Genomic DNA, 16,965 nt, shown 5'->3' on the forward strand with positions numbered 1-16,965 from the left:
GGGCGTTGCCGCTGACGGCGTCAAGGCAGGAGCCCAGCCGCCATCTCGAAGCCTGATCGCCAGGCGCCCTCGACCGAGCCGCCGCCCAGCCAGTCGCCGCAGACGCCCAGGCGGCTCGCCGCGTCCCACAGGGGCGGACGCGGCGCGGCCAGGGGCCGGGCATAGCGCCAGCGATGGGCCACCGCCGAAACGGCGAGGGGCGCAGACGATCCCAGCAGGGCCTCAAAGCCCGCCAGCAGCCGGGGCGCGGCCTCATCGACGGTCAGTTCCAGATGGTCGCGCGACCAGTCGGGGGTGGCGTGGATCACCCAGGCCTCGGTCGCTGCGCGCCCTGGCTTGCTGGCCTCGCGGCTGGCGAAGGCCACGACCTCACCGCCGGTCAGAACCGCCTCAGCGCTTTGCACGGGCTGATCGAACACCGCCATCAGGGTCCAGCACGGCGCGGAGTGAACGGCGCGGGCCAGGTCGGCGAATTTTGGCTGGACCGGAGCCAGCAGAACAGCGGCCTGTTCGGCGGGTATGGCCACGACGAGGCGGTCAAACGGCCCCTCGTCCTGCGTCGTCCCGGCCAGCCGCCAGCCGGCGGCGTCGCGCGAAATCCCGCTGATCGTCTGGCTCCAGCGGGTGTCCAGATCGGCCGCCATGGCCTTCAGCGGCGCGTTCATCGCGGGGACCCCGACAAACTGTCCGGGTCCGGCGGCAGGCCAGGGCGCGGCCAGACCCTGCAGGCTCCAGAACTGCACCTGAGCCTGAAAGTCAGCCTCCAGGGCCGTAAAGGCCGGCGCGCCGTGGTCGAAGGCGACCTCACCCTCGCCCAGCGCTTGCCGACGGGTCGACATCCGTCCGCCGGGGCCCCGCGCCTTTTCGAAGACCACGACCTGATGGCCGGCCGCCTGCAGGGCGGTGGCGCAGGTCAGGCCGGCCATGCCGGCGCCGATCACGGCGGTGCGAGGCTGGCTCACCATGGAATGGGCGCTCCGTCCCAGGCGAAGAAGCCGCCATTGGCCTCGAGGCCCAGGCTGTCGACCACCGCCAGCAGGGCGGCGGCTGACTGCTCGGCCGTGAACAGGCGGCCGTCGGGCACGGCGGTCTGGAACGGCGCGCTGAGGGCGGTGTCGACCGTGCCGGGATGCAGCGCCACGCAGACGCCCAGCGGCCGGGTGCGGCGATGCTCGATCGCCATAGTGTGGATCAGCATGTTCAGCGCCGCCTTGGAGGCCCGATAGCCGTACCAGCCACCCAGCCGGTTGTCGCCGATACTGCCCACCCGGGCCGACAGGGCGGCCAGAACGCTGGGCTGGTCGCGCGGGGTCAAGGGCAGCAGGTGCTTGGCGACCAGGGCCGGGCCTACGGCATTGACCAGAAACACCCGCGACAGGGCCTCGGCGGTCACGGCGCGCAGGGTCTTTTCCGGCGCCAGGCCCTCGCCGTGCAGAATGCCGGTGGCGATCAGGATCAGGGTCGGCGCCCCCAGGGCGGCGATGCGGACAGCGGCCGCCGCCAGGCTGTCCTCGTCGAGAATATCGGCCGGCATCCAGACCATCCGGTCTTGGGCGTCCGTGGCCGGCCAGTCCGCCGGAAGCCGTCGCGACAGGACGATGACCCGATCATAGCTCGGGTTTCCGGCCAGGGCGCGGGCCAGGGCCCCGCCGACGCCGCCGGCGCCGCCGACCACGACGGCCAGCCGGGCCGGTGTGGAAACCGCCTCAGCCATGCAGCACCAGCGCGCCGGCCGACAGCCCGGCCGTGCCGCCCAGGGTCAGGATCAGCCTCAGGCGCGGATACCAGTCGGGCAGGCCGCTGGACCAGACATCCCAGGCGCCGTGGACCAGCAGGGCCAGGGCCAGCACCGCCAGCTGCGCGGCCCGCAGCTCGGCGGGCAGCAGCAACACGGCCAGAGCGACCAGGGTCGGGATCATGGCCAGCGAGACGATCCGGGCGTCGACCGGGGTCTGACGCACCGCCATCGCCCAGCGCGCTCCGCCCAGAAAGGACAGGATCAGGCCGCCATACAGGGCCAGGGCGCGGGCCGCGAAGGCGGCGTGGTCGGGAAACAGGCCGCCGATCAGGGGCGGCGCCAGAAAGGGGATCAGGCCCAGCAGGCCATAGGCCAGCACCACGCGCGGCGTTCCGGGCGCGGGGGTCATGCCCGACCTCCGCGCGAGGTTCTCTCAAGCCGGCGAACCAGCGCCTGCAGCCGGGGCCGCAGCCGCAGGAAGCCGCGATAGGCCCGCTCCAGCCCCCACAGCAGCGCCGGGTTTCGCGCCATCCGGCCAAACGGCGCCAGCACGGGAATGGCCCGCCACAGGGCCGCGAAGGCCGCGGCGCCCGACACCATGGCTCCGCCGGCCTCCTGGGCGTGAAAGCGCGCCAGCAGCTCGGCGCGGTCGGTCGGACAGCTGCCGTCGCCCGCCACATCGACAAAGTCGATCGCGCCCCGACGATCCAGCCGCCGCATCAGGGCGATCTCGCGGACGCACAGCGGGCAGTCGCCGTCGAACCAGACCGTCACCGCCGGCGTCGTCGAGGTGAGTGGCGCGGCGGTCATCGGTCTCAGGCCTGCCGGACCATGCGCAGGAACTCGTCCCGCGTGCGGCCATCGTCACGGATCACGCCCAGCAGGCGGCTGGTCGACAGCATCGAGCCGGCCGTATCGACACCGCGCAGGGTCATGCAGCTGTGCTCGGCCTCGATGACCACGCCGACGCCCAGGGGATCGAGCACGTCCTGGATGGTCTGGGCGATGTCGGCCGTCAGCTTTTCCTGGATCTGCAGGCGCTTGGCGAAGCCGCGCACCACCCGGGCCAGCTTGGAAATGCCCACCACCCGGTTGCGCGGCAGATAGCCCACATGGGCCCGGCCGATCACCGGCAGCATGTGATGCTCGCAGAAACTGACAACCCGGATGTTGGACAGCACGATCAGGTCCTCATAGCCGCCGACCTCTTCGAAGGTCCGCTCCAGATGGCGGCGCGGATCCTCGCCATAGCCGCTGAACAGCTCGCCATAGGAACGCGCCACCCGGGCCGGGGTGTCCAGCAGGCCTTCGCGCGACGGATCGTCGCCCGCCCATTCGATCAGCACGCGCACGGCCGCCTCGGCCTCGGCCTGGCTGGGGCGCGACGGGCTATGGGCGTGGGGATGCAGCTCGTGGCAGGCGAGAGAGGAGTTGCCGTGAATCTTGCTCGCCATGCCGTTCTCTCCGCGCCGATCACCGAACCTAGGAGCGGGGTTCTATATCCCATGTGAGATATAGAAAAGCGGAGAGTTGCGAGCCCTCCGATTGACCGTCAGGCCACAGCCCGAACGGCATAGGCCCGCACGAAGGCCTCGCTGACCGACCGGGCCAGATCCTCCGTCGACAGCGGCCGCACATGGGTTCCGTTCAACTGGTCCTGGTGCAGGCAGGCCACCAGCAGCGGCGACAGCAGCATTAGGCCGGCGGCGCGGGCGTCGGCCTGGATCATCTCGCCGCGGCGCATGTGCTCTTCCAGCCGCGCTTCCAGCACCTGCAGGGTCGGCTCGACAATATGGTTCAGGGCCGAGGCGCCGATCTGCGGGTCCAGGAACCCTTCGGCCAGGCTGACGGCGAAGATGTCGCCCAGCTTGACCGGGCGCGGGGCCTGCAGGGCCCGAATCAGGGCCTCGGCATAGCCCTGGATCGACTCGGCGAACGGCCGGTCGGAGCTGCGCTGGGCGTCCAGGCCGTCGCGACCCACCCGCAGGCAGTCGGCCAGCACCGCGTCGACCACCGCCTGACGTCCGCCGAAATAGTGCCGCAGGGTCGGAACGCTGACCTCCGCGGCCCCGGCCAGATCGCGCAGGCTGGGACGCGCCGCCTGCCGATGCATCAGGCGCGTGGTCATCTTGGTCAGCAGATCACGCCGCTTGGTCTCGTGATCGGCGGCCAGGGAGCCCTTGGGTCTCGACACCGTGATTGTCCTCGTGCGCGCCACCCGTAACGCGAAGGCGCGGCGGCGGCAATCTGGGCGGGGCTCTGCGGACGCGGCTTTGCGACCTCGCGCGGGAAACCGCCGAGTGGTGGGAAGGGTCGCGGAGCGTCCGGGCCCCGCCCGGAGGATGGGATAGAAGATACCGTTTCGACGAAGACAGACGCTCCGCGTGATCTTCAGACGGAAGCCTTCGAGGCGCGGGGTTTTAACCCGCTCCCGACTTCGGCCTCCGGCGGGTGGAGGGGATAGCGACCCCGTCCAGACCGCATGGGCGATTTCAGCCCATGCCTGCTGCGCATCGTGCGGGCGTCGCCAAAGGGAGTTCCCGGCGGTCCGGGCCTGGCCTCGACACGTTCGGCCCCCGCAAGGACCGCTCCGCTCCGCCAGACCCCATCGGGCCTTAAGACGACGGCCGACGGACGCTTCCCGCTCGACCACCCCCGACAGCCGCAACGGTCGCCGTACGTGCGCCCTTCCCGTGCTGTCAGGTGAGATTGATTATGCGGGCGGTTTCGACGCGTCTGACAGGCGCGATCAAGTTTTTTACAAGTGGTTGATTGGGCTTGGGTTTGTTCTGGAAAGAACGGGGATTGAGCGCGGCGTATCCCCGTACGACCAGCCCTCTCCCAGAGGGAGAGGGAGGGACCCACGCTTGCGTGGGAGGGTGAGGGGTTACGCCGTCAGCCGTCTTGGCGCTCGAAGGCCCTGCCCTGTCCGGAAGGGCTTCGCAAACCCCTCATCCTCCCACGCCTACGGCGCGGGCCCCTCCTTCTCCCTATGGGAGAAGGTTTCGTTCTGGCGTCCCGCCCCCTTCGTGCCGAAGGGAGCCCACCCTTCATCTCACGGCGAGACGATCGCCGGACTGTCCAGGTCACTCAAGGCCGGCCCTCCGGGCCGCCGCGGAGCGGCCGGTCGCAGACCGGGGTCGGTGGACTGACCTGGACAGTGCGGCACGCTGCTGCCTCCAAGAAATGAAGGGCTGGCTCTGCGCTAGGGCGCGTCGAACTAAGGGTTTTGGGGTTGATGAACGACGTAGTTCAAGGCGGGGTTCTCCGCGCGTAGTGCTTCACATCGACGCCGAGCAGCATCCCAAGACAGTTCTTCGGTTACCGACTTTCCAAGCACCCATTCGTCCGTATCGATTTGGAAGACTTGCCAGATCGGAAGAGAGCTCGCGGCTCCGGATTCGAAAAAAGCGTCGAGAAAGTTGCTGAACCAGCCTGTGTCCATGCCCATCGTTGCGGGACGATCGGCCTTGTCCTCAATCAATCCCCATGGGGTGCGGGGACCAAAGCCGTGTTCGCAGAAGACTATGCCGTGGCCAGCATCACTGAGGACTGTCCAGCACGGATATTCCTGATCTTCGTTGCCATAGTCCCAGCCGCGCATGGTCAGGCTTGGTTCAACTAGAAGACACTGAATTTGCTCGACGATGCGACGATCCCGAACCGTCGCCACTTCGGCTTCGATCAACCTCTTCAATTGAACCGGATCTACGGGCACGGCTAGTTTTCCCCTACCGCGCCACGCTCGCCCGCGCCCGCTTCAGCCCCGGCCGCGTGTTCGGCGCCCCGGCCTCGTTCGCCTCCAGCGCCGACAGCAGATCCGCCTTCAGCGCCGAGACCTTGCGCGTCTCGGTCAGTTTCCCGCCCTCGGACGTCTGCACATAGAAGGCGTCGACCGCGCGTTCGCCATAGCCGTCGATATGGGCCGACTGGATCGACAGGCCGCTCGTCGCCAGGGTCTGGGCCAGGGCGTGCAGCAGGCCCGGGCGGTCGCGGCCCGAGGCTTCGACCACGGTGGCGTCATTGGAGGCCTCGTTGTCGACCACCACGCTGGGCGCAATCGAGAAGGCCGCCGTGCGCGACTGTTCAGCGCCGCGACGGGGCTCGAAGCTCATGGTTTCGCCGCGACCGGCCGCTTCCAGGGCGTCGGCCAGACGCCGCAGGGCGCGGGGGTTTTCGCAGCCCATGGGGGCGCCGGTGACGTCCTGCACATAGAAGACGTCCAGGGCCTGGCCCTGGCGTGAGGTGAAGACCCGCGCGCCGACGACATTGCCGCCCAGCGACGAGATGGCCAGGGCCAGGTCGGCGAACAGGCCGCGACGGTCCCGGGCCGCGACCACGATCTCGGCGGCGTTGGAGCCCGGCGTCACCTGGCCCTCGGCGGCGGCTCCGCCCTGGATGGCGGCGCGGCGGGCCAGGGCCGCGTGATCCTTCAATTCCTGCGCCTTGAAGGCGCTGAAATAGGCGTCCTCCATGGCTGACGCCCAGCCCGCTGCGGCCGGGTCGTCGGCGATCAGGGCCTCGCGCGCGGCCTCGGCGACGGCCTCCTGATGGCGCTGGACGCTGGCGGCGGCGTCACTGCCCCGGCCGCCCCGGAACACGGCCTCGGTGGCGTTGTAGAGCTCGCGCAGCAGTTGGCCCTTCCAGCCGTTCCAGACGCCCGGGCCCACGGCGCGGATGTCGGCGACGGTGATGACCAGCAGCAGGCGCAGGCGCTCGGGGTTTTCGACGATGCGGGCGAAGGCGGCGACGGTGCCGGGGTCGGAGACGTCGCGCTTCTGGGCGAAGTCGCTCATCACCAGATGGTTCTCGACCAGCCAGGCCACCAGCTCGACCTTCAGACGGTCGACGCCCAGGCGCTCGCAGGCGCTGCGGGCTGACCGGGCCCCGGCCTTTTCCTGGCCGCCCACCCCACCCTTGCCGGTGTCGTGCAGCAGCATGGCCAGGAACAGGGCCTCGCGGTCCTCGATCAGCGGCATGATGGAGACGGCCAGCGGATGGTCGTCGGCCAGGCGTCCGGCGGCGATGTCGCCGATCACGCCCACGGCCCGCAGGGTGTGCTCGTCCACCGTGTAGGAGTGGTACATGTTGAACTGCATCTGGGCGACGATGCGGCCAAATTCCGGGACGAACCGGCCCAGCACCCCGGCGTCGTTCATCAGGGTCAGGGTGCGGTAGGAGCGCTTGCCCCGGGCCAGCAGGTGCAGGAAGGCCTCGCAGGCGTCCTCGTCACGGCGCACCCGCGAGGTGATCAGGGCCAGCGACCGGGTCACGGCCGTGAAGGCGTCGGGGTGCAGGTCGAGATCGCGCTCGTCGGCGATCTTGAACAGCCGGATCAGATTGACCGGATCGGCCTCGAACACTTCCGGCCCGTCGATATTGAGACGGCCGCCGTCCTCGTAGAAGCCCTCGACATCCAGCGCCTTGCGCTTGGGCCGACCGCCGCCCGGCAGGAAGCGGGAAATGCCCTTGGGCTCGTTCTTGAAGTGCTCGGCTTCCAGCTTGGCCGAGAAGGCGCGGGTCAGGGCCCCGACCTCCTTGGCGATCAGGAAGTAGCGCCGCATGAAGCGCTCGACCGCCGGGGCGTCGCCCCGGTCGCCATAGCCCATGCGGCGGGCGATCTCGGGCTGCAGGTCAAAGGTCAGGCGCTCTTCGGGGCGGCCGGTGGTGAAGTGCAGGTGGGCGCGCACCGCATGCAGGAAATCGAAGGCCCGGATGAAGGCCTTGGCCTCGCGTCGGTCGAACACCGCCAGCTTGAACACGTCTTCAGGGCGGTCGACCGGGTGCAGATATTCGGCGATCCACATCAGGGTGTGCAGGTCGCGCAGGCCGCCCTTGCCCTCCTTGACGTTGGGCTCGACCATGTAGCGGCTGGCCCCGGCCCGGGCCTGGCGGTCGTCGCGTTCCTTCAGCTTGGCGGCGACGAACTGGGCGCCGGTGCCCTTCATGACGTCGTCGCGGAAGCGCTTCTTGAGGTCCTCGCCCAGGCGCTCGTCGCCGGTCAGGCGGCGGGCCTCCAGGATGGTGGTGCGGATGGTGAAGTCTTCGCGCGACAGCCGCACGCATTCCTCGACCGTGCGCGAGGCGTGGCCGACCTTGAAGCCCAGATCCCACAGCGCATAGAGCATGAACTCGATCACGCTCTCGGCGTGGGGCGTGGTCTTGTAGGGCCGCAGGAACAGCAGATCGATGTCGCTGTAGGGCGCCAGGGTGCGCCGGCCATAGCCGCCGACGGCCAGCAGACACAGGCGCTCGCCCTCGGTCGGGTTGCGGGCCCGGAACACGTGCACCGTCGTGAAGTCATAGAGGGCGGTGATCACCTCGTCGGTGACGCCGCTGAGCAGGCGCGAGGTCTCAAGGCCGCCGGCCCCGTTCTCCAGCCGCTCCTTGGCGATCATCCGGCCGCGAAACAGGGCCTGTTTGAGGATCTCGATGGCGCGGACGCGCTGCTCGGCCTCGTTGCCGATCGAGTCGAGGGCGGCGGCCGAGAGACGCGCACGCAGGGCGTGACCGTCGACGACGTGTTCCAGCGGGGTGGGGCGAAGGCGACGGGGCATGATGGGGATATGGTGTACCCGCTAAGCCTTGAGCAGTCCCTTAAGGCGATATAGCGCCTCAAGGGCTTCCCGGGGCGACATTCCGTCCACATCGAGGTCTTTCAGGGCCGTATCCACGACGCTGGGCGCCGGCTTGGCGGGCGCCGCCATGGCCTGGCTCATCGCAAACAGCGGCAGGTCGTCGAGGCGGGCGGGTGATTCGTCCTTGGTCTCCAGGCGATCCAGCACCTCGCGGGCCCGGGCCACGACCGGGGCCGGCACACCGGCCAGCTTGGCCACCTGCACGCCGTAGGAGCGATCGGCCGGACCGGCGGCGGCCTCGTGCAGGAAGACCAGGTCGCCGTTCCATTCCTTGGCCCGCAGGGACAGGTTGGAGACGTGGTCGAGCCGTTCCTCCAGGGTCGCCAGCTCGTGATAGTGGGTGGCGAACAGGGCGCGGCAGCGGTTGGTGTCGTGCAGGGCCTCGGCGCAGGCCCAGGCGATGGCCAGGCCGTCATAGGTGGCCGTGCCCCGGCCGATCTCGTCCAGGATCACCAGACTGCGCGGCGTAGCCTGGGTCAGGATGGCGGCGGTCTCGACCATCTCCATCATGAAGGTCGAGCGGCCCCGGGCCAGGTCATCGCCCGCGCCCACGCGGCTGAACAGACGGTCCACCACGCCCAGCCGGAAATGGGCGGCGGGCACGAAGCAGCCGGACTGGGCCAGGATGGCCAGCAGGGCGTTCTGGCGCAGGAAGGTCGACTTACCCGCCATGTTGGGGCCGGTGACGATTGACAGGCGCGGCCCAGTCTCGCCCGAGGCGTCCAGACAACAATTGTTGGGCGTATAGGGATCGCCGGCCCGCTTGACGGCGGCCTCGACCACCGGGTGGCGGGCGGCCTGGGCGTCGAAGGCCAGGGAGCGGTCGACGATCGGCCGCGTGGCCCCACTGTCCTGCGCCCATTCGGCCAGGGCGGCGGCGACATCGAGCCGGGCCAGCGCCTCGGCGGCGATCTGGATGGCGTCGGCCAGCAGGCGGGCCACCTCGCGCCAGGTCTCGAAGGCGGCGATCTCCATGGCCAGCACCCGCTCGCCGGCCTGGGCGATACGGGCGTCCAGATCGGCCAGCTCCACCGTGGTGAAGCGCACCTGGTTGGCCAGGGTCTGGCGGTGGATGAAGGTGGCGTTCAGCGGCGGCTGGAACAGCGGGTCGGCCTTGCCGGCCGTGGCCTCGACGAAATAGCCCAGCACGCCGTTGTGGCGGATCTTCAGCGGCACGCCGCTTTCGGCGGCCAGCTGGGCCTCCAGGGCGATGATCACCTTGCGGCTGTTGTCGCGCAGGGCGCGGGCCTCATCCAGTTCCTCGCGGACCCCGGAGGCGACAAAGCCGCCGTCGCGGGCCAGGGCCGGCAGGTCGGGACCCAGCCCCGCCTCCAGCGCCGCCAGAAAGCCGCCCAGCCCCTCGTGCAGGTCGGGCGTCAGGGCGCGGAAGGCGTGCTCCAGCTCGAACGGCGGCGAGGTCAGCGGATCGCCCGAGCCGGCGACCATGGCGGCCAGGGTCTCGCCGATCTTCAGGGTGTCGCGGATACAGCCCAGGTCGCGCGGCCCGCCCCGGCCGAGCGCCAGGCGCGAGAGGGCGCGGGCCATGTCGCCCGAGCCCTTCAGCGTCTCGCGCAGGCGCTGGCGCAGGGACCGGTGCTCGACGAACCACTGCACCGCGTCCAGGCGCTGGTCGATGGCCGCGACATCCAGCAGCGGCCGGGCCAGGCGTGAGGCCAAAAGCCGCGCCCCGCCCGAAGTGATCGTGCGGTCGATGGCGGCCAGCAGCGAGCCGTTGCGGTCGCCGGTCTGGGTGCGGTCGATCTCCAGGCTGCCCCGGGTGGCGGGGTCGATGGCCATGACGTCGGCGTCAGCCGCCCGGCGCGGGGCGCGCAGGGCCGGCAGGCGTCCGGCCTGGGTCATTTCCAGATGGGCGGCGATCAGGCCCAGGGCCCCGATCTCGGCCGGCGACAGGCCGCCGAAACCGTCCAGGGTGTCGACGCCGTACAGCCGCTTGACCCGCGCCTCGGAGGCCTGCGGTTCGGACAGGGCCGAGGGCATGGGCTGGATCAGGCCGCCGCAGATCTTCAGGGTCTGGGACAGCTGGTCGTCGGACAGCAGGCGGTCGGCGACCAGGGTCTCGGACGGGGCCAGGGCCGCCAGGATCGCGGCGACGCCATCCTTGCTGACCGAGAACACCTCGACCTCGCCGGTCGACAGCTCGACGCTGGCCACCGCCGCCTGCCCCGCCCGCACCGCCACGGCGGCCAGGCGATTGGCGCCGCGCGCATCCAGCAGGCCCTCCTCGGTCAGGGTGCCCGGGGTGACCACGCGCACGATGTCGCGCCGCACGATCGACTTGGAGCCGCGCTTGCGAGCCTCGGCCGGGTCTTCCATCTGCTCGCAGACAGCGACCTTGAAGCCCTGGCGGATCAGCTTGGACAGATAGGCCTCGGCCGCGTGCTGCGGCACCCCGGCCATCGGGATCGGCTGGCCGTTGTGCGTGCCGCGAAAGGTTTGCGAGATGCCCAGCGCCGCTGCCGCCGCGATCGCGTCATCAAAGAACAGCTCGTAGAAATCGCCCATCCGAAAGAAGATCAGGGCGTCCGGCTGCCGCGCCTTCATCTCGAAAAATTGCTGCATCACCGGCGTCGCGCCTGTGGCGTCATAGGTCTGGATGGCGGTGGCGGAGGGGGCGTTCATGACGCCATGACTTAACGTTTGACGCTGCTTCGCAGAAGCGCCATGTAGAATGTTCATGTTTTGTGCTGAAGGTTTGTTCAGCCAACAAGAGGGGCGGCATGAGCGAGGGCGAGCTGGCGGCGAACTCCGTTGTCAAGGAATCCATGACAACTGCGCTCAGACAGTCGGAGCCTCTAGGCAAATCTCTAGTCGTTGAGGTCAGCCAACGCGGCATCGACGCTTTCAAAGCGAACAAGCTCACCACGATCAGCCGCCGCGATGGCCGCCCGCGTCGTGGCGTTGGGTGTTCGGACATCGAACGGCAGCGCCTTTTCGGCGGCGACCCGAACCAGCATGAGACGGATGGCGTCCGAGACTGTGAGGCCCATATCGGCCAGCGCCGCCGTCGCGTCTCTTTTCAGGTCGGCGTCGATCCGCGCTCTAACCGTGTCCAGAGCGGCCATGCGGATTGTTCCTTCAGGGGCAGAGTGTAGCTACAACGTAGCTACAACGAGACGATCGTCAATCTGAATCCTTCGCGCCTCGCCCAAACCATCGGAGACGCAGAATGCTGGCGCTCGAAATCACCGGTCAGTTCAAGCGTGACTACAAGCGCGAGAAGCCCGGGAGGCACACGGACCTGGACGCCGTCTTCAAGGCGACAGTCGATCTGCTGGTCAGCGAAACACCGTTGCCCGTCGCCAACAGGGATCACCCCCTCAAGGGCGACTGGAAGGGTTGCCGGGACTGCCACCTGAAGCCTGATCTGGTGCTGACCTATCGGAAAACCAGGACATCGATCGAACTGCTGCGCCTGGGCTCCCACAGCGAGCTGTTCAGCTAGGCCGCGCGCATCAAGCCTGTTGCCTGTCGTTGAGAACTGCCGCTAAATCGCCCCAAGGTTGGGGGTCCGTCATGTCTATATCCAAGGCGCCGGCCACCACGCCGGAGCGCCCCGCTGTTATGGCGCCCTACAAGCCCGATTGGCTGGAGAAGCCGACGGTAGATGACATGGAGTGGGCCTATCCCGCCCATGCGGAGCGACACGGGATCGAAGGCAAGGCGGTGATCAATTGCCAGGTCGGCCCTGACGGGCGCCTGGGAAACTGCCAGGTGATCTCGGAGGCTCCGACGGGCGAGGATTTCGGCGTCGCGGCCATCGCCCTGTCCCAGAAGTTCCGGATGCTGCCGCCGCCCGCCGACTATGCGGCCAAGACGCCCGAGGTGACGATCCCGATCGTCTTCCAGATGCCGCAGGACAGCTGGTCTCGACTCAAGACGGCGACCACCGCGCTGCCCAAAGGCGGAGAGCCGTCGCTCGCGCCGCTGGATTCCGGCGATAGGCTGTTGATCGCGGGCGTGGGGGCGATCGCCTTCGCGCTACTGGCGCTGGTGTTTTCGGTCGCGGGTCAACGCGGCCGCGACCTCTAGGACTTCTCGCGACGACCTCCTGAAGGTCTCGCCTTGGGCAGAGCGACATCGGCTGTCTTCAGCTCGGCCAGTTGCCGATCGGCGGCCGCGCGCCGCGCCCTTTTGCGCGCTTCATCGAACAGCCTGTACGCCGCCTTGGCGGACGCTTCGGCATCGTCGTGACGCACGTGTCCGCCCCCACGAAGCACCACCCGGTTCAGACTCGCCAGTTGCTGATCGAGAAGCAACGCGGCCTGCTCCATCAACACCAGCTTGCCGATCTCAAGCTGGTCTTCGAAAATATCCAGCAGGATCGCTGTGAGCCGGTTCAATTCCTTGAGTTCGGCCGGTGCAAGATAGTTCTTGGCGACCAGGGCGTCGGCCTGACGAATCTCGTCCTTGGGCCATGACTGAAGGCCCATATTGGGCGCCGCCGCATCGGCGCGGTCCCTCAGCACCTCGGACGGCGTCTGGTTGACCACCGCATGAAAGAGCTTGGCCTGGGTTTTGCGGTAAAAGTCCGACGCGGCCGGTGAGGCGGGATCATAGTCCTGGCAAAAGGCGCATATCCGCCGAAGCTCGGCATAGACATTGGCCTCCGAACTTCGGATGTCGCGAATGACCTCGCGAAGTTCACGCACGCGGTCCTGATCGTCCGGATTTTTCAGGCGCTCGGCGTCAATGACGAAGCCTCGCGTGGCGAACCGAACCAGAACCGCCGTGGCCCATTTGCGAAACAGGGTGGCCTGAGCGGAACTGACCCGGTAGCCGACCGAAATCACCATATCGAGGCTGTAGAGCGCGACGGGCTTTGTAGACCGGGCAATTTGCATAAACTGCAAATTGCTTTCCTCGGCCAGTTCACCCTCTTCGAATACATTGGCGATGTGTCTGGAAATCACAGATACGTCGCGGCCGAAAAGTGCGGCCATCTGCGCCTGGGTCATCCACAGCGCGTCGCCGTCATGACGTAGCTCGACCCGCGCGCCACGATCGGTCCCGTAGATCAGAAACCGGTGGCCGGTATCAGCGTCCTCGATCAGGCGCACTGGACCCGCATTGTCTTCGTCGGCAGTCATCGTTCTCGCCCTCTCGATCGACGAGAACAATAGTAGAACGACTTTGTCCTGAGGGCCAGACGGCCTTCGCCGCCTAGCTGCCCGTAACCTCGTCCCAGAACCGCTTGGCCTTGCCGACGAAATTGGCCGACTTGGGGTTCTGCTTGTCGTCGCACAGGCCGGCCAGCTCCTTGAGGAGCTCTTTCTGGCGGGCCGACAGGTGGGTCGGGGTCTCGACGAACAGCTCCACCACCAGGTCGCCGCGCTGGCGGCTGCGCAGGGACGGCATGCCCTTGCCCTTGAGGCGGACGGTCTTGCCGGTCTGGGAGCCTTCCGGAACCTTGACCGGGATCTTGCAGGCGCCGTCGCAGCCCTCGCCGCCCATCAGGCAGGGCGCATCGATCTCGCCGCCGAGGGCGGCCACGGTCATCGGCACCGGCACGGTGCACAGCAGGTCCAGGCCATCGCGCTCGAACAGCTCGTGCGGGATCACCGACAGGAAGATGTAGAGGTCGCCGCGCGGGCCGCTGCGGGCTCCGGCGTCGCCTTCGCCCGACAGGCGGATGCGGGCGCCGTCATCAACGCCGGCCGGGATGCGCACCGACAGGATGCGCTCGCGGCGCACCTGGCCGTGGCCGTTGCAGGCCTGGCAGGGATCCAGCACCAGCCGGCCCGAACCGCCGCAGCGCGGGCAGCCGCGCTCGACCGCGAAGAAGCCTTGTGTGGCCCGCACGCGGCCATGGCCGCCGCAGGTGCCGCAGACCGTCGGGCTGGTGCCGGCCTTGGCGCCCGAGCCGTCGCAGACCTCGCAGGTGATGGCGGCCGGAACCTTGATCTCGACCTCGGCGCCGGCATAGGCCTGCTCCAGGCTGATCTCCAGATCGTAGCGCAGGTCCTGACCGCGCTGGGGACCGTTGGACGGACGGCGACCGCCGCCGAACATCTCGCCGAACACGTCGCCGAACACGTCGTTGAAGATGTCGCTGGCGTCGCCGCCAAAGCCGCCCTGGCCACCACCGCCGCCGCCATTGACGCCGGCATGGCCAAACCGGTCATAGGCCGCGCGCTTCTGCGGATCCGAGAGGATCGAATAGGCCTCGTTGATTTCCTTGAAACGGCCGGACGCGTCCTCGCAGCCGCCGTTGCGGTCGGGATGGTGTTCCATCGCCAGCTTGCGGAATGCGACCTTGAGGCCCGCATCATCGGAGGTCCGGGTCACGCCCAGGATTTCGTAATAGTCGCGCATCGTCAGCGTCTGGCGCTCAAAAGGCCCACGGGAGAGGCGGTGATAAGGAAAGAGGTGGTGTTCTGCATCGCGCGGCGCAAGGCGTCGCAGGCGCGCGGATCAAGCGAACGCGGCCGCGAAACGATCGTCAGAGGAACGTTTCGCGGCGCGCGCATGGCGAACTAGTTCGCCGGCTTGTTTTCGTCGACTTCCTCGAACTCGGCGTCGACGACGCCATCGTCCGCGGCGGCTTCATCGCCATCGCCCGAACCCTGTTGCGAGGCGTACATGGCCTCGCCCAGCTTCATCGAGGCCTGACGCAGGGCGTCGGTCTTGGCCTTGATCAGATCGACGTCTTCGCCTTCCAGAGCGGTCTTCAGGTCGGTCAGGCCGGTCTCGATGGCGGTCTTGTCGTCGCCCGAAACCTTGTCGCCGTGCTCGGCCATGGCCTTTTCCGTGGCGTGGACCGTGGCCTCGCCCTGGTTCTTGGCCTCGACCAGCGCCTTCTTCTTCTCGTCGCCGGCCTTGTTGGCCTCGGCTTCCTTGACCATGCGCTCGATGTCCGCGTCGCTCAGGCCGCCATTGGCCTGGATGCGGATCGAGTGCTCCTTGTTGGTCGCCTTGTCCTTGGCGTGGACATTGACGATGCCGTTGGCGTCGATGTCGAAGGTAACCTCGATCTGCGGGATGCCGCGCGGCGCCGGCGGAATGCCCTGCAGGTCGAACTGACCCAGGAACTTGTTGTCGACCGCCATCGGACGCTCGCCCTGGAAGGCGCGGATCGTCACGGCCGACTGGTTGTCGTCGGCGGTCGAGAAGGTCTGCGAGCGCTTGGTCGGGATGGTGGTGTTGCGCTCGATCAGCGGGGTGAACACGCCGCCCAGGGTTTCGATGCCCAGGGTGAGCGGGGTCACGTCCAGCAGCAGCACGTCCTTGACGTCGCCTTGCAGAACGCCGGCCTGAACGGCGGCGCCCAGGGCCACGACTTCGTCAGGGTTCACACCCTTGTGCGGCTCGCGGCCGAAGAAGTCCTGCACCGCCTGCTGGACCTTGGGCATGCGGCTCATGCCGCCGACCAGGATCACTTCGTCGATGTCGCTCTTCTTGAGGCCGGCGTCCTTGAGGGCCTGTTCGCACGGACCGATGGTGCGGGCGATCAGGTCCTCGACCAGGGCTTCCAGCTTGGAGCGCGACAGCTTGATGTTCAGGTGCAGCGGGCCCGACGCATTCATCGAGATGAAGGGCAGGTTGACTTCGTACTGAGCGGTCGAGGACAGCTCCTTCTTGGCCCGCTCGGCCTCTTCGCGAAGGCGCTGCAGGGCCAGCTTGTCCTTGCGCAGGTCGACGCCCTGCTCCTTCTTGAACTCGTCGGCCAGGTAGTCGACGATCCGAAGGTCGAAGTCCTCGCCGCCCAGGAAGGTGTCGCCGTTGGTGGCCTTCACTTCGAAGACGCCGTCGCCGATTTCCAGGACCGAGACGTCGAACGTGCCGCCGCCCAGGTCATAGACGGCGATCTTCTTGCCGTCGTTCTTGTCCAGGCCGTAGGCGAGCGCCGCAGCGGTCGGCTCGTTGATGATGCGCAGGACTTCCAGGCCGGCGATCTTGCCGGCGTCCTTGGTCGCCTGACGCTGGGCGTCGTTGAAATAGGCCGGAACGGTGATCACGGCCTTGGTCACCGGCTCGCCCAGATGGGTCTCGGCGGCTTCCTTCATCTTCTGCAGGATGAAGGCGGAGACTTCCTGCGGCGAGTAGTCCTTGCCCTGGGCCTTGACCCAGGCGTCGCCGGTCGGACCCTTGACGATGTCATAGGGCACCATCGCCTTGTCCTTCTCGACCACGGGGTCGGAGGACGTGCGGCCGATCAGGCGCTTGATGGCGAACAGCGTGTTGGTCGGGTTGGTGACGGCCTGACGCTTGGCGGGCTGGCCGACCAGGCGCTCGCCATCCTCGAGGAACGCAACCACCGACGGGGTGGTGCGGGCGCCCTCGGCGTTCTCGATCACCTTGGGGGTCTTGCCGTCCATGATGGCCACGCACGAATTCGTGGTGCCAAGGTCGATACCAATAATCTTGCTCATATTACGAACCTGTCGCTCCTGAATGGCGGACGGCGGTGACAAGGGCCTTAGACGCAAGCGCCCCGGTTTTTCTCGCTCCGTCCCCGTCTGGTCGAACTTCCTAACGGTTGATCCAATCCTCCCCGTCCCGACCAAGGTCGAGCGGACAGAGTGCGTTCCCCGAAGTTGACGAGCCCGTCAACCCCGCTTGAAGCCGATA

The 16,965-nt window shown here is 68.1% G+C and carries 15 protein-coding genes; 2 read left to right on the top strand and 13 right to left on the bottom strand.

Features of this window, described 5'->3' with window-relative positions; genetic code table 11:
* Window positions 1–20 precede the first annotated feature (20 nt).
* From ACN2C7_RS00560 to ACN2C7_RS00605, 10 genes are all read right to left on the bottom strand, one after another.
* The gene (locus tag ACN2C7_RS00560) at window positions 21–965 is read right to left on the bottom strand and encodes an NAD(P)/FAD-dependent oxidoreductase (protein ID WP_419319258.1); all 945 of its coding nucleotides are present in this window, start codon (window positions 963–965) and stop codon (window positions 21–23) included.
* A complete protein-coding gene (locus ACN2C7_RS00565; RefSeq protein ID WP_419319259.1) occupies window positions 959–1,714 on the bottom strand; it encodes an SDR family NAD(P)-dependent oxidoreductase in 756 nt (251 codons plus the stop codon). Before ACN2C7_RS00565 ends, ACN2C7_RS00560 begins: the two co-directional genes overlap by 7 nt.
* Window positions 1,707–2,147 (bottom strand): DUF3429 domain-containing protein, encoded by a 441-nt coding sequence (locus tag ACN2C7_RS00570; RefSeq protein ID WP_419319260.1) that lies wholly within the window; start codon window positions 2,145–2,147, stop codon window positions 1,707–1,709. The genes ACN2C7_RS00565 and ACN2C7_RS00570 overlap by 8 nt, the downstream gene beginning before the upstream one ends.
* Window positions 2,144–2,548: a thiol-disulfide oxidoreductase DCC family protein gene (locus tag ACN2C7_RS00575; protein WP_419319262.1), complete on the bottom strand. Its 405-nt coding sequence runs from the start codon at window positions 2,546–2,548 to the stop codon at window positions 2,144–2,146. Before ACN2C7_RS00575 ends, ACN2C7_RS00570 begins: the two co-directional genes overlap by 4 nt.
* A gap of 5 nt (window positions 2,549–2,553) precedes the next feature.
* Window positions 2,554–3,192: a GTP cyclohydrolase I FolE gene (gene folE / locus ACN2C7_RS00580; RefSeq protein ID WP_419319263.1), complete on the bottom strand. Its 639-nt coding sequence runs from the start codon at window positions 3,190–3,192 to the stop codon at window positions 2,554–2,556.
* A 98-nt stretch (window positions 3,193–3,290) separates the two neighbouring features.
* Entirely contained in the window at window positions 3,291–3,932 is a 642-nt protein-coding gene (locus ACN2C7_RS00585; protein WP_419319264.1) for a TetR/AcrR family transcriptional regulator, read from the bottom strand.
* Window positions 3,933–4,958: 1,026 nt separating this feature from the next.
* On the bottom strand, window positions 4,959–5,456 hold the full coding sequence (locus ACN2C7_RS00590) for a hypothetical protein (RefSeq protein ID WP_419319265.1): 498 nt from the start codon (window positions 5,454–5,456) through the stop codon (window positions 4,959–4,961).
* A 13-nt stretch (window positions 5,457–5,469) separates the two neighbouring features.
* Entirely contained in the window at window positions 5,470–8,295 is a 2,826-nt protein-coding gene (locus tag ACN2C7_RS00595; RefSeq protein WP_419319266.1) for a [protein-PII] uridylyltransferase, read from the bottom strand.
* Window positions 8,296–8,316: 21 nt separating this feature from the next.
* A complete protein-coding gene (gene mutS, locus ACN2C7_RS00600) occupies window positions 8,317–11,016 on the bottom strand; it encodes a DNA mismatch repair protein MutS (protein ID WP_419319267.1) in 2,700 nt (899 codons plus the stop codon).
* A gap of 185 nt (window positions 11,017–11,201) precedes the next feature.
* The gene (locus ACN2C7_RS00605) at window positions 11,202–11,459 is read right to left on the bottom strand and encodes a type II toxin-antitoxin system RelB/DinJ family antitoxin (protein WP_419319268.1); all 258 of its coding nucleotides are present in this window, start codon (window positions 11,457–11,459) and stop codon (window positions 11,202–11,204) included.
* Between the two features lie 104 nt (window positions 11,460–11,563).
* Here ACN2C7_RS00605 and ACN2C7_RS00610 point away from each other — a divergent pair, with 104 nt between their 5' ends.
* Window positions 11,564–11,839 (top strand): type II toxin-antitoxin system YafQ family toxin, encoded by a 276-nt coding sequence (locus ACN2C7_RS00610; protein WP_419319269.1) that lies wholly within the window; start codon window positions 11,564–11,566, stop codon window positions 11,837–11,839.
* A gap of 71 nt (window positions 11,840–11,910) precedes the next feature.
* Window positions 11,911–12,426 carry an energy transducer TonB gene (locus tag ACN2C7_RS00615; protein WP_419319270.1) on the top strand — a complete coding sequence of 172 codons (516 nt, stop codon included), beginning with the start codon at window positions 11,911–11,913 and terminating at the stop codon, window positions 12,424–12,426.
* Here the strand turns inward: ACN2C7_RS00615 and rhuM are convergent.
* The 3 genes from rhuM to dnaK all read right to left on the bottom strand — a co-directional run bounded on the left by rhuM (window position 12,423) and on the right by dnaK (window position 16,766).
* On the bottom strand, window positions 12,423–13,484 hold the full coding sequence (gene rhuM / locus ACN2C7_RS00620) for a RhuM family protein (RefSeq protein WP_419319271.1): 1,062 nt from the start codon (window positions 13,482–13,484) through the stop codon (window positions 12,423–12,425). The genes ACN2C7_RS00615 and rhuM overlap by 4 nt on opposite strands.
* Before the next feature lie 73 nt (window positions 13,485–13,557).
* On the bottom strand, window positions 13,558–14,709 hold the full coding sequence (gene dnaJ, locus ACN2C7_RS00625; RefSeq protein ID WP_419319272.1) for a molecular chaperone DnaJ: 1,152 nt from the start codon (window positions 14,707–14,709) through the stop codon (window positions 13,558–13,560).
* A gap of 161 nt (window positions 14,710–14,870) precedes the next feature.
* Complete coding sequence (gene dnaK / locus ACN2C7_RS00630) at window positions 14,871–16,766, bottom strand: molecular chaperone DnaK (RefSeq protein ID WP_419319273.1); 1,896 nt, start codon at window positions 16,764–16,766, stop codon at window positions 14,871–14,873.
* Between the last annotated feature and the right edge of the window lie 199 nt (window positions 16,767–16,965).

The organism is Caulobacter sp. ErkDOM-E, from assembly GCF_048541895.1.
Taxonomy (GTDB): domain Bacteria; phylum Pseudomonadota; class Alphaproteobacteria; order Caulobacterales; family Caulobacteraceae; genus Caulobacter.

Bases quoted from the DNA above. Each gene is read 5' to 3' on its own strand.
- ACN2C7_RS00560 (WP_419319258.1), bottom strand. From the start codon at position 965: ATGGTGAGCCAGCCTCGCACCGCCGTGATCGGCGCCGGCATGGCCGGC.
- ACN2C7_RS00565 (WP_419319259.1), bottom strand. From the start codon at position 1,714: ATGGCTGAGGCGGTTTCCACACCGGCCCGGCTGGCCGTCGTGGTCGGC.
- ACN2C7_RS00570 (WP_419319260.1), bottom strand. From the start codon at position 2,147: ATGACCCCCGCGCCCGGAACGCCGCGCGTGGTGCTGGCCTATGGCCTG.
- ACN2C7_RS00575 (WP_419319262.1), bottom strand. From the start codon at position 2,548: ATGACCGCCGCGCCACTCACCTCGACGACGCCGGCGGTGACGGTCTGG.
- folE (WP_419319263.1), bottom strand. From the start codon at position 3,192: ATGGCGAGCAAGATTCACGGCAACTCCTCTCTCGCCTGCCACGAGCTG.
- ACN2C7_RS00595 (WP_419319266.1), bottom strand. From the start codon at position 8,295: ATGCCCCGTCGCCTTCGCCCCACCCCGCTGGAACACGTCGTCGACGGT.
- mutS (WP_419319267.1), bottom strand. From the start codon at position 11,016: ATGAACGCCCCCTCCGCCACCGCCATCCAGACCTATGACGCCACAGGC.
- ACN2C7_RS00605 (WP_419319268.1), bottom strand. From the start codon at position 11,459: ATGGCCGCTCTGGACACGGTTAGAGCGCGGATCGACGCCGACCTGAAA.
- ACN2C7_RS00610 (WP_419319269.1), top strand. From the start codon at position 11,564: ATGCTGGCGCTCGAAATCACCGGTCAGTTCAAGCGTGACTACAAGCGC.
- ACN2C7_RS00615 (WP_419319270.1), top strand. From the start codon at position 11,911: ATGTCTATATCCAAGGCGCCGGCCACCACGCCGGAGCGCCCCGCTGTT.
- rhuM (WP_419319271.1), bottom strand. From the start codon at position 13,484: ATGACTGCCGACGAAGACAATGCGGGTCCAGTGCGCCTGATCGAGGAC.
- dnaJ (WP_419319272.1), bottom strand. From the start codon at position 14,709: ATGCGCGACTATTACGAAATCCTGGGCGTGACCCGGACCTCCGATGAT.
- dnaK (WP_419319273.1), bottom strand. From the start codon at position 16,766: ATGAGCAAGATTATTGGTATCGACCTTGGCACCACGAATTCGTGCGTG.